The sequence below is a fragment of the Sphingopyxis sp. genome (genome assembly GCF_035686825.1).
GTDB lineage: Bacteria > Pseudomonadota > Alphaproteobacteria > Sphingomonadales > Sphingomonadaceae > Sphingopyxis.
This window is the reverse complement of record NZ_DASRYZ010000003.1, coordinates 587,373-602,526: the sequence shown is the minus strand read 5'-3', so window position 1 is coordinate 602,526 and position 15,154 is coordinate 587,373. Positions and strand designations below refer to the sequence as shown.

The window sequence follows — 15,154 nt, the reverse complement described above, 5'->3', positions numbered from 1 at the left end:
TCAGCTGCCCCAGACCTTGCGCGGTTCGCGCCGTTCGGACAGCAGCTTGTCGACCGCGCCGCCGACGTCGACGGGGTTCCATTTTGCCTGACGGTCGACCGTCGGGCCGAGCTTCCAGCCGTCCTCGATCGTAATGCGTCCGCCTTCGAGTTCGAAGACGCAGCCGGTGACATGCTTCGATTGTTCGGAGCCGAGCCACACCACGGTCGGCGCGATATTATCGGGGTCCTGCGCGTCGAACCCGGTTTCGACCGCCGCCATCTTGTCGGCGAAGGCCTGCTCGGTCATCCGCGTACGCGCCGCCGGAGCAAGCGCGTTGGCGGTGATGCCGTAACGGCCAAGCTCGGCCGCCTGCACCAAAGTCAGCGCCGCGATCCCGCCCTTCGCGGTCGAATAGGCCGCCTGCGCGATCGACCCTTGCAAGCCCGCACCGCTCGTCGTGTTGATGATGCGCGCGTCGACAGGGCTGCCTGCTTTCTGCTGCGCGCGCCAATAGTCGACCGCATGGCGGGCGACGCAGAAATGACCGCGCAGATGGACGTGCATCGTGGCGTCCCATTCTTCGGGGGTCGCGGAGACGAACATGCGGTCGCGCACGATGCCGGCATTATTGACGACGACATGCAGGTCGCCGAATTCCGCGACCGCGGCATCGACGATGCGCTTCGCCGCATCCCAGTCGGTGATGTCCTCATAATTGGCGATGGCGTTGCCGCCCGCCGCCTTGATCTCGGCGACGACGCCGTCGGCTGCCGACGTATCGCGGCCTTCGCCCGACAGGCTCGTACCGATGTCATTGACGACGACATTGGCGCCCTCGGCGGCGAAGGCGAGCGCATAGGAGCGCCCGAGCCCGCGCGCAGCGCCGGTGATGATGACGGTCCGTCCGTCGCAGATGCCCATGTCGCTTACAGCCTTTCGATGATGGTGACGTTCGCCTGGCCGCCGCCTTCGCACATCGTCTGGAGGCCATAGCGACCGCCGGTGCGTTCGAGCGCGCCGAGCAGGGTGGTCATCAGGCGCGCGCCCGTCGCACCGATCGGATGGCCGAGCGCGATCGCGCCGCCCTGCACATTGACCTTCTCGTGCGGGACGCCGAGTTCCTGCATCCACGCCATCGGGATGCTGGCGAAGGCCTCGTTGCATTCGAACAGGTCGATGTCGCCCACCGTCATGCCGGCCTTTTCGAGCGCATATTTCGTCGCAGGGATCGGGCCGGTGAGCATCCATACCGGATTGTCGGCGCGCACCGACAGATGATGGATGCGCGCGCGAGGTTTCAGGCCGTGCGCCTTCACCGCCGCCTCGCTGGCGATCAGCAGCGCCGCGGCGCCGTCGCAATTCTGGCTGGCGATGCCTGCGGTGATCACGCCGCCCTCGTTGACGGTGCGGAGTGTCGCGAGCCCTTCGGGGGTCGTCTGGGGGCGGACGGTCTCGTCCTGCTCCAGCCCTTCGAGCGGCGCGATCTCGGCCTTGAACCAGCCGTTATCGATCGCGGCCTGCGCGCGGCGGTGCGATTCGGTGGCGAAGGCCTCCATCGCTTCGCGGCTGATCTGCCACTTGCCCGCGATCATCTCGGCCGATTTGATCTGGTTGATTTCCTCGGTGCCGTAGCGGGCGTTCCAGCCCTTCGAGCCGATGAAGGGGCTGTCGAAGCCATAGGCCTGTCCCGCATACATGGCGGCTGAGATCGGGATCGCGTTCATCGCCTGGCTGCCGCCCGCGACGACGAGGTCCTGCGTGCCGCTCATCACGCCCTGCGCCGCGAAATGCACCGCCTGCTGCGACGATCCGCACTGGCGGTCGATCGTCGTGCCGGGGACATGTTCGGGCAGGCCGGCAACGAGCCACGCGGTGCGGCCGATGTCGCCCGCCTGCGGCCCGATCGTGTCGCAGCAGCCCCAGACGACATCGTCGACCAGCCCTGCGTCGATGCCGGTGCGCTGGACCAGCGCCCTGATCGGGTGCGCGGCGAGGTCGGCGGGGTGGACGGCGGCGAGGCTGCCCTTCTTGCGCCCGATCGGGGTGCGGACGGCGTCGATGATATAGGCTTCAGCCATGTTCTTATCCTTTATGCGAAGCTGTGGCCGGGGCCGATCGGCAGCCCGCCGCCGATGACGGCGGCGTCGATGCGCGCGAAGTGGAAAGCGCGGTCGCCCCATGCGCCGGACAGCGCCCAGGCGCGCTTCATCCAGAAATGCAGGTCGACTTCATAGGTATAGCCCATTGCGCCGTGCGTCTGGATCGCGGTCTCGCTCATCGCCCACGCCGCGTCGGCGGCGGCGAGCTTGGCGTGGCTGACATGGACGGGGGCGCTGGCCGATCCTTCGGCGAGTGCTCCCGCGGCGCGCTGGATCACCGGCTTGGCGAACTCGATCTTGACCACCGCGGTCGCGAGGTGATGCTTGACCGCCTGAAAGCTGCCGATCGGCTGGCCGAACTGGCTGCGGTTCTTCGCATAATCGGTCGCCTGTTCGAGCATCGCATCGGCGACGCCGACAAGCTGCGCGGCGACAATCAGCGCGGCATGGTCGAGCAGCGCGTCGGCCGAGCCGACTTCGACTCCGGAAGGCGGGATGGGCGCATAAAGGCGGCGGAGCGGATCGACGCTGTCGAGGAGGTCGGCGCCGCCGCTATGCTCGGCGAGCAGCAGCGCGCCATCCTTTGCCGACAGGAGATGGCTTGCGTCCTCGAGGTCGGCGACCCACGGGTTGACGGGGTGTTGAAGCGCAATCTTCGCTTCACCGCTGGCGATGGCCGCGAGCAGCGCGTCCTGCCCGCCCGCCTTGGCGAGCAGCGGCGCGGCGACGAGCGCGGTGTCGGCGAGCGGTTCGGCGACGCCGGCGCGGCCGAGTTCGGCGGCGATCAGCACCGCATCGAGCAACGACAGGCCGAGCCCGCCATCGGCCTCGGGAACGAGCAGGCCGGGCAGGCCCATGTCGGTCAGGCCTTGCCAGACGTCGGCCGAGCGGCGGCTGTCGCTGGCATCGAGCGCGCGGAGCAGTTCGGGCGCGTGAACGCCCGCCAGATAGTCGCGCACGCCCTGCGTCAACGTCGCCTGATCTTCGGTGATCGTGAAATCCATGGGGCCCGCTTATCTCGGCAGGCCGAGCAGCCGCTCGGCGATGATGTTGCGCTGGATCTCGTTCGACCCGGCGTAGATCGGACCCGAGAGCGAGAAGATATAGCCTTCGAGCCAGCTATTGAGCGCGCCGCCGTCGAGATGGCGAAGCTCGGCCGACGCGCCCAAGAGCTGCATCGCGGTGCGGTGCGCGGCGCGGTCGAGTTCGGACCAGAAAATCTTGTTGAGGCTCGCCTCGGCGCCGATATGTCCGCCCGCCATGATCTTCGAGGCGACGGCATAGGTGTTATAGGCATAGGCCTGCGCGTCCATCCACGCTTGGCAAACCTGCTCGCGCGCGGCGGGCGCGGCCTTTGCTTCATGTTGGCGGAACAGTTTGACGAGGCGCTCGGCGGCGGCCTGAAAGCGCGCGGGCGAGCGTAGCATCAGCCCGCGCTCGAACCCCGCGGTCGCCATCGCGACGTTCCAGCCTTCGCCTTCGCCCGCGATGCGGTTGTGGGCCGGCACGCGCACTTCGTCGAAGAACAGCTCGGCGAAGCCGGGGTCGCCGTGAAGCTGGCGGATCGGACGGCGCGTGACGCCGGTGGCGTTCAAATCGAACAGGATGAAGCTCAGCCCCTTGTGCCGCTTCGATTCGGGGTCGGTGCGGAACAGGCCGAAACCCCAGTCGGCGAAGCTCGCGCGGCTCGACCAGGTTTTCTGGCCGGTGATGACATAATGGTCGCCGTCACGGATCGCCTTCGACGTGATCGCCGCCATGTCCGAGCCCGCATTGGGTTCGGACCACGCCTGCGCCCAGATGACTTCGCCCCTCGCCATCGGGGTCAGGAAGCGCGCTTTCTGTTCGTCGGTGCCGAATTCCATGACGGTCGGGCCGAGCAGGAAGATGCCGTTCTGGTTGACGCGCAGGGGCGCCCCGGCGCGATAATATTCCTCTTCGAAGATCAGCCACTGGATCAGGTCGAGCCCGCGCCCGCCATAGGCCTCGGGCCATGTCACCATGCCCCAATTGCCGCTCGCGAGCTTGCGCTCCCATTCGACATGCTGGTGATAGCCGTCCTCGCGCTCGAGCGTCACGAGCGGGTCCTTGGGGACGTTCGCTTCCATCCACGCGCGCACTTCGGCGCGGAAATCCTGTTGTTCGGTTGTGTAGGCGAGATCCATCAGAATTCGGCCGCCTTGCCCGTCTCGACAAAGGCGTCGCGCGATTTCTGGCTGTCCTCGTGCATATACATTTCGAGCGTGAAGCCCTGTTCCCAGCGATAGCCGCGATCGACGTCGCGCGCTTCGAGCCCGTTCAGCGCTTCCTTCGCGATCACCAGCGCCTTGCGCGACTTGCCCGCGATAACGGCCGCAAAGGCGCGCGCTTCGTCGACGAGCTGCTCGCGCGGCACGACTTGCTCGACTGCGCCGAGCCGATAGGCCTCCTCGACGGGGATGTTGCCGCCGGTGAAGAAGGCGGCGCGGACCTTGTGCAGCGGCAGCATGCGCGAGAGGTGCGAGGCGCCGCCCATCGCGCCGCGATCGACCTCGGGCAGCGAGAAATAAGCGTCGTCTGCGGCGATGATCGTGTCGCTCGCGCCGCAGATGCCGATGCCGCCGCCGATCACGAATTTATGGACCGCGACGACGACGGGAACTTCGCAATCGCGAACCGCCTTGAAGGTCAGGTAATTGCCGCGGTTGAGCAAAGTGATGCGCTCGGGATGCGCTTGCATTTCCTTGATGTCGACGCCGCCGCAGAAGCCGCGCGCGCTTTCGGCGGCGCGGATCAGCACGACATTGACCTCGGGATTGGCGCCCGCCTCGCTAATGATCGCGGGCAGGCTGTTCCACGTTTCGCTGTCGAACGCGTTGACCGGCGGGACGTCGAACACGATCTCGGCGATGCGGTCCTTGATTTCGGTATGGATCGGCATGGGTCAGACCCCTGTTGGCGAAGAAGAGGAGAGGGCGGCGAGGCGTGCGTGTGCGTCGCGTTCGATGCCGCCAAGAAGCTCGGCGCAGCTTGGCAGATCGTCGAGACGCCCGGCGACGAGGCCCGTCGCCATCAGCCCGTGATCGGGGTCGCCCTCGACCACCGCCCTCTGGATCAGCATCGGCGCCGAGGCGGCCATCATCGCTTGCGGCAAGGTGAGTCCGCCGTGGCTAGTCATGCCCTTTGCGGCGCGGAACAGCTCACCGAACGAAGCGCCCGTCTGGCGCTTCATCTGAAGCCCGCTCTCGACCGCGCGGCGCCAGATGCCGAGGCCGGTCGAACGCTCGATGCGGTCGAGCAGCGCGTTTTTGATCATCCGCTGCGGCATGCCGTCGACCTTCGTCGACACGAGAATATCGTCGGTGCCCGCCTTGACATAACGCGCCTTGGTGAGGTCGGGGATCGGGCTTTCGCGCGTCATCAGGAAGCGCGTGCCCATCGCGATGCCGACCGCGCCGAACGCCAGCGCCGCAGCGAGCCCGCGCCCGTCGCCGAAGCCACCCGCTGCGATCACCGGCACCTTCACTGCGTCGAGCACCTGCGGGAGCAGGATCGTCGAGGCGACCGAGCCGGTATGACCGCCGCCTTCGCCGCCCTGCACCGTCACCATGTCGACGCCGAGCTGCACCATCTTCTGCGCATGTTTGACCGCGCCGACGGTCGGCACGCAGAGGATGCCCGCATCCTTGAAGCGCCCGATCATCTTCGCATCGGGCCCCCGCCCGAAGCTGACTGCGCGCACCTGGTCGCGGTGCTTCAGGATGATCTCGACGATCTCCGCAGCGCCCGGCTGAAACATATGGAAATTGACGCCGAAGGGTTGCTTCGTGCCCGCCTTGACCGCGAGGATCGCGGCTTCGAGTTCGGCGGGCTGCATCACCGCGCCCGCGAGGAAGCCAAAGGCGCCCGCCTCGCTCGACGCGATCACCAGCCCCGGCGTCGCGATCCAGCCCATCGCGGTCTGGATCACCGGCAGCTGGCAGCCGAGCCGCTCGGTGAGCAAGGTGGCGAGCGGGTCGGCCATCAGCCTTCCCCCTGATCCTTTTGGCCGACGTCCTTCTTGTTCGCCGCGGCCATCTTCTTGCCGTCGAAGCCAGCGATATAGTCGCCCTTTACGAGGCTGTTGTTGGCGTGGGCGAAATGATGATAGCCGAACGCCGCGTCGATCCCGGCATTCTTGCCCGCCAGCGTCTCCATATGGTTGCACGCCTGCTTCGCGAGCTGCAGCGCGAGGCGCGGCTGCGTCGCGATCCGCTCGGCGACGCGCTTGACCTCATCGGCGAGGTCGGCGCGCGGCACGACGCGGTTGACCATCCCGGCTTCGCGCGCCCGCTCGGCGCTCATCCGTTCGCCGAGGAACAGGAATTCCTTTGCCAGCCGGACATTGAGTTCATGGCAATGAGCGAAATATTCGAGCCCCGGAAAGCCCATCTGGAGTACCGGGTCCTGAAAGAAGGCGTCGTCGGAGGCGATGATCAGGTCGCACACCCAGGCGAGCATCAGCCCGCCGGCGATGCAGCCGCCATGGACCTGCGCGATCGTGGGCTTGGGAATGTCCCGCCACCTTTTGCACATGCCCAGATATTGTTCATGCTCGCGGGCATAGGCCTTTTCGGCGCCCGCCTTGGTCGAGTGATCGTACCACATCAGCCGGCGGTCGACGCGAGAGTGAAAGTCGCGACCCGGCGTGCCGATGTCGTGCCCGGCGCTGAAATGCTTGGCGTCCGATTTCAGGACGATGACCTTGACCGCATCGTCGTCGACCGCGCGGAAGAGGGCGTCGTCGAGCGCATAGGTCATCTGGCTGTTCTGGACATTGTGATATTGCGGGCGGTTGAGCGTCACCCACGCAATGCCGTCTGCCGCCTCGTAGAGGACCGGCGTATCGGTCTCGTAAACCGGCGCTTCGTCGACCGGCGGGACCAGCCCGTCATTCTGCTCGCTCATCGCTCAGCTCCTCTTGCCCGCAGGGTTGTCCTTGAGCACGCCCGCGCGCAGATTGTGCGGGTCGAGCCGCGCGATGATCGCGAGCTGCTCGGTGGTCGGGGCGGGGGTGGTCTTGATCTCGGCCGCGTCTTCGAGCGCGAAGCCGGTCGCGTTCTGCACTTCGTCGAAAGTGACGCCGGGGTGCAGCATCACGACGCGGATGGCATTATCGGTGCCGCCGAAATCCATCACGCACAGGTCGGTGACGATCAGCCGCAGGTCGACGCGGCTGAAATTGACGCCCGGCGTGCGACGCGCCGGATTATAGCCGACGCTCGACACCATATCGACCTCGCCCTCGACGAAGACGCGCTTCGAATGGGCGGGAATGAACATCGAATTGATATGGCAGATGCTGTTGCCCGGAAAGCCGCGCGCGCCGAGCATCTGCACCTTCGGCTGGTCATAGGTGCCGCCAAGGTAGGAAATATTCGTCTGCCCGAAGCGGTCGATCTGGCTGGGCGTCACCATCGCGTGGCGCTTGCCGGGCCACACCGCGGCATCGAAGAAGCGCGAGAAGGGCAGGTAACCCGCCGCCTTGCGGTCATCATAGCCGCGCGGGCCGAGCGGAACCGGATCCTCGACCAGATACGCCTCACCATCGGTCATCATCAGCTCGGGGGTGTGCGTCAGCTTGGCGAGCGAGGCGGCGAGGCGCGGCGCGGGGCCGATGCCTGTCGCGACGAGCTCGCCATTGCCGCGCCATGCCTCGGACGCGGCAACGATAAGCTGTTCGCAGAAGGTGAAATCGGGTGCGGTGGTCATGGTGTCGGCCGCCTCAGAAAATGGGAAGGGGGAGGGCGGTGACGGCATCCCTGCCGCCGACGCGGTCGAGATAGCCCGCCTCGTCGGCGCCGATCGTGTCGGCGAAATAGGCATCCCAGCCGCCGTCCTCGCGCGCGCTCGCGGCGTAGGATTTGAGATGCTTCATGTCCCAGCCGTACGACGGCGGCATCGAGGTCGGGTGCGCACCAAGCGGGGCTTCGACCACCCCGTGGATGAAGCAGCGCTCGACGATGTTGGCGCGTGCGTCCTCGGGATAGCTGTGGTCCATGCGGTCGACGATCTCTTCGGCCGAAACGAAGGTCTTGTCCGCGGCGCGGGCGAACCATTCGTCATAATAGGTGTCGGGGCCGAGTGCCTGGATGTTGCCGAGCTTGTCGGCGCGGTGGACGTGGAGCAGCGCGGCATCGAGCCGCAGCGCGGGCATGGCGAGCAGCACTTCGCCGTCGTCATACGGCGACTGCACGGTCTTGAACCCGCCGTGCGTCATGATGTCGGTGCCGAGCCCGACATGCGTCGGCAGGAAGGGCAGGCGGAACGCCGCGGCCTTGAGCCCCCATTGCAGCATGCCTTCGTCGAGTTCGAGGATGTCGAGCGTCCTAGCCTCACGCGCCTTGCGGAAATAGGGCTCGAGCGGGATCGCGTCCATCGAGACGAAGCCGAAGATCAGCTTCTTCACCTTGCCGGCGGCGCAGAGCATGCCGACCTCGGGGCCGCCATAGGCGACGATGGTCAGGTCCTTGAGATCCGAGCGCAGGATCGCGCGGACGAGCGCCATCGGCTTGCGGCGCGGCCCCCAGCCGCCGATTCCGACCGTCATCCCGCTTTTCAGCGAAGCGACGAACTGCTCGATGGTCAATTGCTTGTTCAATCCACTCTCCAGCACTCATGCGGCGAACCCGCGCGCCTCCGCCATTGCCTGAAGCGATTAGGGACTGTGGCGGCGGGTTCGATACCGCCATATGGGGGGAGACTTTCGCCGGGCCGGAGCGGAGAGGTTGGCCCAATGATGGAGGCAGATATGGCGGACGGAAATCGGCGCGTGGCGCTCGTTACGGGCGGCGGCAAGGGCATCGGCCGCGCGATTGCCGAGCGCCTGCTCGCCGACGGTTTCGACGTCGTGATTTGCGGACGCAATGCGCCAACCGAGCTACCTTCGCACGAGGGGCACGCTGCCGAATTCGAGGCCTGCGACGTGCGCGACGCCGACGCGGTGCAGGCGATGGTCGAGCGCATCTTCGCGCGCCACGGCCGGCTCGACCTTGTCGTCAACAATGCCGGCGGCTCGCCCGAGGCCGATGCCGCGACCGCGTCGTCGCGCTTCTCAGAACGCGTCCTCGCGCTGAACCTGCTGGGACCGCTGCACGTCGCGCAGGCGGCGAACCGGATCATGCAGGCGCAGGCCGAAGGCGGCGCCATCGTCAACATCGCCAGCGTGTCGGGGGTGCGCCCCTCGCCGGGAACCGCAGTCTATGGTGCGGCGAAGGCGGGCCTTCTCAGCCTGACCGAATCACTCGCGATGGAATGGGGACCGAAGGTCCGCGTCAACGCGGTCGTCGTCGGACTCGTCGCGACCGAAGCGGCGGCCGATCACTATGGCGGCGAAGAGGGCATGAAACGCATCGATGCAATGCTGCCGCTCGGCCGCATGGCGCAGGGCGCCGACATCGCGGGGGTGGTAAGTTTCCTCGCCTCGGACGACGCCGCCTATGTCAGCGGCGCGCGGATCGCGGTGCATGGCGGCGGCGAGCGTCCGGCGTTTCTCGACCTCGCGCGAAAGGCCTGAGCCCCATGATCGGCAGACGAATGCGCTATTCGGCGCTGGCCGCCCTATCGCTGGCATCGGCGGCGGGGGCGCGGGACCGGACGGTGCTGCCCGCGCCCGAACAGCCCTTTGCGGGCACGATCGGCGAGACGTGGAAGGATTCGAAACCCGCGAGGCCGAAGCGGGTCCAGGCTCCGGCGGGCGCCCCGAATGTGCTGTTGATCCTGACCGACGACGTCGGTTTTGCCGCCGCCAGCACCTTCGGCGGACCGGTGCCCACGCCCAATCTCGATCGCCTCGCGCGGCGCGGGCTATTGTACAACCACTTTCACACGACCGCGATGTGTTCGCCGACCCGCGCGGCGCTGCTCACCGGGCGCAACCACCACGCTGTTTCGACCGGGCTGATCACCGACCTTACCACCGGCTATCCGGGCTATTGGGCCGAAATGCCGCGCTCGGCCGCGACGGTCGCCGAAGTGCTGCGCCTCAACGGCTGGAACACCGGCTTTTTCGGCAAGCACCATAATGTTCCGGGCGGGCAGACATCGGCCGCCGGGCCGTTCGACCTGTGGCCGACGGGGCTGGGCTTCGAATATTTCTATGGCTTCATCGGCGGCGACACCAACCAGTGGCGCCCCAACCTCTATCGCGGCATCTCGCCCGTCGAACGCCGTCACCATCCCGAAACGACGCTCGACGCCGACCTCGCCACCGACCTGATCCACTGGCTGCATAACCAGCAGGCGGCGGCGCCCGAAAAACCCTTCTTCGCCTATCTCGCGCCGGGCAGCGCGCACGCGCCGCACCAGGCGCCCGCCGACTGGATCGCGAAGTTCAAGGGCCGGTTCGACGCCGGCTGGGATGCCCTGCGCGAGCAAAGCGTCGCGCGGCAAAAGGCGCTGCGGCTCGTTCCGGCCGACACGATGCTCACGCCGCGCCCCGCCGCCATCCCCGCTTGGGATGCGCTGTCGGACGACGAGCGCCGCGTCCATGCGCGGATGATGGAGGTGTTCGCGGGCATGCTCGCCTATCAGGACGCCGAGATCGGCCGCGTTCTCGACGAACTCGACCGCATGGGCGAAAGCGATAATACGCTGGTTCTGTTCATCGAAGGCGACAATGGCGCGAGCGCCGAGGGCGGCCCCGCCGGCGACAGCAACGAAATCGGCAAACTCGCCAACAATGTGCCCGAGGATACCGGCTGGCTGCTTCGGGCGATGCCCGACATGGGCGGCCCGGACAGCTATCAGATATTCTCGGCGGGCTGGGCTTGGGCGACCAACGCGCCCTTCCCGTGGACCAAGCAGGTCGCGTCGCATCTGGGCGGCATCCGCAACGGGCTGGTCGTCTCCTGGCCCAAGGGGATCGCGGCGCGCGGTGTTCGCAGCCAGTTCACCCATGTCGCCGACATCATGCCGACGATCCTCGAGGCGGCCGGCCTGCCGCTGCCCACGCGTGTCAACGGCGCGGACCAGCAGCGCGTCGATGGCGTCAGCATGGTCTACAGCTTCGCGGACGCCGCCGCACCCGAACGCCATCGCACCCAATATTTCGAGCTGCTCGGCAATCGCGGCATTTATGCCGACGGCTGGTTCGCCAACACGACGCCCAAGCGCGCGCCTTGGGATCCACGTCCGGTGGAGGGTTTGCCGACGGATTATGATTGGGAATTATACGACCTCAGAAAGGATTTCAGCCAGTCGCGCGACGTCGCCGCGGCCAATCCGGCGAAACTGGCCGAGCTTCAGGCGCTCTGGAAGCGCGAGGCGCAGGCGAACAAGGTGCTGCCGCTCGACGATCGTTTCGGCATGGCGCGGGTCATGGCGGGCGGCATCCCGCCGATGCGCGCGAAATCGGTCTTCTGGGGCGCGGGCGTCAGCGTGGCGCAGGCCGCGGCGCCGCCGATCAACGTCCGCTCGTTCAGCATCACCGCCGACATCGTGATCCCCAAGGCCGGCGGCGAGGGCGCTGTCGTCGCGAGCGGCAGCCGGTTCGGCGGCTGGAGTTTCTTCCTCGACCGCGGGCGCCCTGTGGCGGTCCACGCCTTTTCGCAGCAGCCGCAGCATCAATATCGCGTCGCGGCGAAAGACAAACTCCCCGGGGGGCCGGTGCAGCTTCGTTTCGATTTCGACTATGCGCGCGGGCCCGGGCAGGGCGGCACGCTGCGGATCAGCGCCAATGGCCGCGAGATGGCATCGGGCACGGTCGATCGCACCATCCTCGTAGCCGCCGGGCTCGGCGAAACCTTCGACATCGGCCGCGACACCGGGTCGCCGGTGGTCGATTACCAGCGCGGCGACGTCTTCAACGGCACGATATCGAAGGTCGAGGTCCAGCTTCGCTGAGCCGGCGCGACCGGCAACGCCGCCCGTCGGGGCGGCGTTGCCGGGTGTTCACGAGCCGCCGATCAACCCAGCATCTGCTGGCGCAGCCGTTTGATCGCCGCCGCGTCGACCCCGAGTTCGCGGTCTAGATAGGCTTCGACGCTGCCATAGTCCTTGTTGATCTGGTCGAAGGCGGCGTCGAGATAGGCGCGCTCGACCCCGAGGAGCGGCTTGGCGACATCGGGGGGCAGCGCAGTCATCGCCGCCTTCATCCCCGCGTCGGCCTGCAACGCCTCGGCGTCGAGCATCGTGTTGCTCAGGAGATAATCCTCCATGATCGTCTCATAGGGCACGCCGAGTGCGCTCAGCACCAGTGCGACGCCGACGCCGGTGCGGTCCTTGCCCGCGGTGCAATTGACGATCACCGCCTTGTCGGAATTCAGCAGCCGATTGAACAGCACGCGGTAGGATGCGGCTTGTTCCTTGGGGAAGCCGCGATAGCCGTGGATCATCACATCGCGCATCATCGCCGCATCGAGCTTGGCGCCTTTCGCGAACAGCGCGCCCAGATTGCCGCCCGACAGGTCGTAGTCGCGCGTCCAGTAGCCGACCTCCGCTTCCTGCATCCACGGCGTCTTGTCGGCCTGGCGTTCGCGCGTCGAGCGCAGGTCGATGATCGACCCCACCGACAATTTGCGGATCAAGGCCTGATCGTCGGCGGTATAACGCCCGACCGACGCCGAGCGGTAGAGCTTGCCCCACGCCACCGCATGGCCGTCCTTGGTGCGGTAGCCCCCGACGTCGCGGAAATTGTCGCCGCCGGCGAGCGCGATTTCGCGCTTTGCGGGCGCTTCGCTGGTGTCGCGCGCGGCGATGGTTTCGCTCCATGCCATTGCCGGCGCGGGCGCCAGCAGCAGCAGTGCGAGAAATGCCTTTTTCATATCGTTCCTCCAATAATCCGCCCGCCGGGCGGTGTTCTTCAGAACCTCACCCGGGCTTCGAGGCCATAGGTTCGCGGTTCGTTGTACAGCGTTGCGGTCGTCCTCCTGGGAATACGGAAATCGAAGAGATTATAGGTCGCGTTGGTCAGGTTCTTTCCCCACAGCGCCACTTCCAGCGTGCCGCCGCCGAGGTCGATGTCGCCCAGCGTCAGCCGGCCGTTCAGCAGCAGCGCCTTGTCCGCTTTGACGTCGACGGTGCCGTTGGGAATGTAGTTTCCGGCGGTATCGAGGCCGACATAGGCGCGCAGCTGGCCAAAGGAAAAGGCGGGAAAGACATAGTCGGCCGAGAGGCTCGCCGCATGTTTCGGGGTGAAGGCCGAGGAAGTCTGTTCGATCTCGCCGGTAAAGATGTTCCGCACCGGGGTCGGCGGCGCATCGGTGTAGACATAATTGGCCGACAGCGACAGGCCGCGCACCGGAACGAGCGTGATATCGGCCTCGACCCCCTTGATCTTGCGCTTTTCGGGCGCGTTGACCGTTTCGGTGTTCGAAATGAAAGCGGGGTTCAGGAAGTCGACCTGCTGGTTGGACAGGCGGCTCATATAGGCTGCGACGTTGACGCGCAGCCTGCGGTCGAACAAGTCCGCCTTCATCCCGGCTTCCCACGCTGTCAGCTCTTCCTCGCCAAAGGTGCGCAAGATGACCGAGCGCGTGTTGGCGCCGCCGGCGCGATAAGCGCGACTCCACTTCACATAGGCGTTGATGTCCTCGCTGAAGTCATAGGCGATCGTCGCCATCGGATCGATGCGGCTTGAATCGAAGACGAATGTCAGATTCGGATCGACGCCTGCGATAAACAGCAGGCGGCCGTCCTTGTGATCGTCGGTGTAGCGCGCGCCGGCGGTGATATGCAGTCCGCGCAGCGCCTCGGGCGACCAGGTCGCCTGGCCGAACAGCGCCTTGGATTTGACATCGACCAGCGCCGCGCGATCGGGAAGCCGGGAGGCGCCGTCATCGGGCGACGGTTCGGGGAAGAAATTGACCCCCGTCAGCGTCGAATTGAGCGTTCCGAGCGAATAGACGATCGCCTCGTCCTGACCCTTTTCCTTGAAATAATAGGCGCCGAGGACGAATTTCAACTCGCCGACATCGCCGACGAGTTGCACTTCCTGGCTGAACTGGCTCTGCTTCACATTGGCATAGCTCAGGCGGCCGAAGCGGCGGTTCGGGCCCCAGGTCGTGTTCGATCCTTCGTCGGTGTCGAGCTGGGTCGAATCGAGATTCCGCCACGCGGAGATCGAACGGATCGTCAGCGCGTCGCTCACGTCCCATTCGGCGGTGATGCTGTGGCCCTTGGCCTCCTGCGGGTTGCGAAAGACGGGGAAGCCGAAGCGGCCGGTGCGCACGCGGCCGGTATCGAGCGTGATGAAGGATGGCGTGACCGCGGGCGACTGGTCCGACGCGGTGATATAATGATAATAGCCCGTCGATTTGTCGCGCGAGAGATCATAGGCATAGAGCAGCGACAGATTCTCGGCGAGCCGCCCGAGCACCGAGATCTTGAAGCCGTATCGCTTGATCTCGCCATAATCGAGCGCGTCGCCGCCCAGCGGATTCTTCACCAGACCGTCGCGGCCCTCGAACACGCCGTCGACCTTGACGCTGAGCCCTGCAGCCTCAGGCAGGTTGACGTGCGCCGCAAGGGACCGGCCGCGATAATTGCCGATGCCCGCCTTGACGTCGACGCTCGCCTCGCCGGTCGGCCGCTTCGACACCACGCTGATCGCGCCGCCGATCGTGTTGCGGCCGAACAATGTGCCCTGCGGCCCGCGCAGCACCTCGATCCGCTCGATGTCGGCGAGCTCCATGCCGAGCCCCGACACGCGGCCGAGATAGACGCTGTCGATATAGATGCCGACGGTGGGATCGCGGCTGACCTGCGTGGCGTCGACCGGGACCAGACCGCGCATCCCGATGCTGACCGCGGACACGCGGCCGACGAAGGGCGCGATGCGGATCGACGGGACCGCGCCGGTGAACAGGTCGGACAGCGAGCCGATGCCCTTTTCCTCGAGCGTCTCCGAGCTGAGCGCGACCATCGAGATCGGCGTGTCCTGCAGATTCTCTTCGCGCTTCTGGGCGGTCACCACGATGTCGGTCACGCCGATCGTCTCGTCTCCGGTGCTTTCCTGCGCTGCGGCTGGCGTTGCGAGCCAGGTGGCGGCCGACGCCGCGAGCGCGATGCGTAAAAGGTGCAATCCTCCGTTCGACATAGATTTTCCCTCCCATTTT

Annotated in this window: 13 protein-coding genes; 2 read left to right on the top strand and 11 right to left on the bottom strand. The window is 66.5% G+C overall.

Annotated features, from left to right (window positions below):
* From VFG17_RS07525 to VFG17_RS07485, 9 genes are read right to left on the bottom strand one after another with little or no spacing between them, the layout of a single operon-like run.
* Complete coding sequence (locus VFG17_RS07525) at positions 1-903, bottom strand: SDR family oxidoreductase (RefSeq protein WP_325028834.1); 903 nt, start codon at positions 901-903, stop codon at positions 1-3.
* 5 nt (positions 904-908) lie between these two features.
* Positions 909-2,060 (bottom strand): acetyl-CoA C-acetyltransferase, encoded by a 1,152-nt coding sequence (locus VFG17_RS07520; protein ID WP_325028833.1) that lies wholly within the window; start codon positions 2,058-2,060, stop codon positions 909-911.
* Between the two features lie 11 nt (positions 2,061-2,071).
* Positions 2,072-3,085 (bottom strand): acyl-CoA dehydrogenase family protein, encoded by a 1,014-nt coding sequence (locus VFG17_RS07515; protein WP_325028832.1) that lies wholly within the window; start codon positions 3,083-3,085, stop codon positions 2,072-2,074.
* 9 nt (positions 3,086-3,094) lie between these two features.
* Complete coding sequence (locus tag VFG17_RS07510) at positions 3,095-4,246, bottom strand: acyl-CoA dehydrogenase family protein (protein ID WP_325028831.1); 1,152 nt, start codon at positions 4,244-4,246, stop codon at positions 3,095-3,097.
* Positions 4,246-5,001, bottom strand: coding sequence for an enoyl-CoA hydratase family protein (locus tag VFG17_RS07505; RefSeq protein ID WP_325028830.1), 756 nt, complete (start codon positions 4,999-5,001; stop codon positions 4,246-4,248). The genes VFG17_RS07510 and VFG17_RS07505 overlap by 1 nt, the downstream gene beginning before the upstream one ends.
* A gap of 3 nt (positions 5,002-5,004) precedes the next feature.
* A complete protein-coding gene (locus VFG17_RS07500; RefSeq protein ID WP_325028829.1) occupies positions 5,005-6,084 on the bottom strand; it encodes a nitronate monooxygenase in 1,080 nt (359 codons plus the stop codon).
* Positions 6,084-7,007, bottom strand: a complete 924-nt coding sequence (locus VFG17_RS07495; RefSeq protein WP_325028828.1) for an enoyl-CoA hydratase — start codon at positions 7,005-7,007, stop codon at positions 6,084-6,086. Before VFG17_RS07495 ends, VFG17_RS07500 begins: the two co-directional genes overlap by 1 nt.
* Before the next feature lie 3 nt (positions 7,008-7,010).
* The gene (locus VFG17_RS07490) at positions 7,011-7,811 is read right to left on the bottom strand and encodes a ketoacid CoA transferase (RefSeq protein WP_325028827.1); all 801 of its coding nucleotides are present in this window, start codon (positions 7,809-7,811) and stop codon (positions 7,011-7,013) included.
* 13 nt (positions 7,812-7,824) lie between these two features.
* Positions 7,825-8,700, bottom strand: coding sequence for a CoA transferase subunit A (locus tag VFG17_RS07485; protein WP_325028826.1), 876 nt, complete (start codon positions 8,698-8,700; stop codon positions 7,825-7,827).
* Between the two features lie 150 nt (positions 8,701-8,850).
* Between VFG17_RS07485 and VFG17_RS07480 the strand changes: the two genes are divergently transcribed.
* Together VFG17_RS07480 and VFG17_RS07475 are read left to right on the top strand one after the other, a co-directional pair.
* Positions 8,851-9,615 (top strand): SDR family oxidoreductase, encoded by a 765-nt coding sequence (locus tag VFG17_RS07480; RefSeq protein ID WP_325028825.1) that lies wholly within the window; start codon positions 8,851-8,853, stop codon positions 9,613-9,615.
* Between the two features lie 5 nt (positions 9,616-9,620).
* On the top strand, positions 9,621-11,942 hold the full coding sequence (locus VFG17_RS07475; RefSeq protein WP_325028824.1) for a sulfatase-like hydrolase/transferase: 2,322 nt from the start codon (positions 9,621-9,623) through the stop codon (positions 11,940-11,942).
* Positions 11,943-12,004: 62 nt separating this feature from the next.
* Here the strand turns inward: VFG17_RS07475 and VFG17_RS07470 are convergent, their stop codons facing one another.
* On the bottom strand, positions 12,005-12,862 hold the full coding sequence (locus VFG17_RS07470; protein ID WP_325028823.1) for a tyrosine-protein phosphatase: 858 nt from the start codon (positions 12,860-12,862) through the stop codon (positions 12,005-12,007).
* A 38-nt stretch (positions 12,863-12,900) separates the two neighbouring features.
* A complete protein-coding gene (locus VFG17_RS07465) occupies positions 12,901-15,135 on the bottom strand; it encodes a TonB-dependent receptor (RefSeq protein ID WP_325028822.1) in 2,235 nt (744 codons plus the stop codon).
* Positions 15,136-15,154: the final 19 nt, after the last annotated feature.

Coding starts and splice junctions, on each gene's coding strand:
- VFG17_RS07525 (WP_325028834.1), bottom strand. CDS start 903: ATGGGCATCTGCGACGGACGGACCGTCATCATCACCGGCGCTGCGCGC.
- VFG17_RS07520 (WP_325028833.1), bottom strand. CDS start 2,060: ATGGCTGAAGCCTATATCATCGACGCCGTCCGCACCCCGATCGGGCGC.
- VFG17_RS07515 (WP_325028832.1), bottom strand. CDS start 3,085: ATGGATTTCACGATCACCGAAGATCAGGCGACGTTGACGCAGGGCGTG.
- VFG17_RS07510 (WP_325028831.1), bottom strand. CDS start 4,246: ATGGATCTCGCCTACACAACCGAACAACAGGATTTCCGCGCCGAAGTG.
- VFG17_RS07505 (WP_325028830.1), bottom strand. CDS start 5,001: ATGCCGATCCATACCGAAATCAAGGACCGCATCGCCGAGATCGTGTTC.
- VFG17_RS07500 (WP_325028829.1), bottom strand. CDS start 6,084: ATGGCCGACCCGCTCGCCACCTTGCTCACCGAGCGGCTCGGCTGCCAG.
- VFG17_RS07495 (WP_325028828.1), bottom strand. CDS start 7,007: ATGAGCGAGCAGAATGACGGGCTGGTCCCGCCGGTCGACGAAGCGCCG.
- VFG17_RS07490 (WP_325028827.1), bottom strand. CDS start 7,811: ATGACCACCGCACCCGATTTCACCTTCTGCGAACAGCTTATCGTTGCC.
- VFG17_RS07480 (WP_325028825.1), top strand. CDS start 8,851: ATGGCGGACGGAAATCGGCGCGTGGCGCTCGTTACGGGCGGCGGCAAG.
- VFG17_RS07475 (WP_325028824.1), top strand. CDS start 9,621: ATGATCGGCAGACGAATGCGCTATTCGGCGCTGGCCGCCCTATCGCTG.
- VFG17_RS07470 (WP_325028823.1), bottom strand. CDS start 12,862: ATGAAAAAGGCATTTCTCGCACTGCTGCTGCTGGCGCCCGCGCCGGCA.
- VFG17_RS07465 (WP_325028822.1), bottom strand. CDS start 15,135: ATGTCGAACGGAGGATTGCACCTTTTACGCATCGCGCTCGCGGCGTCG.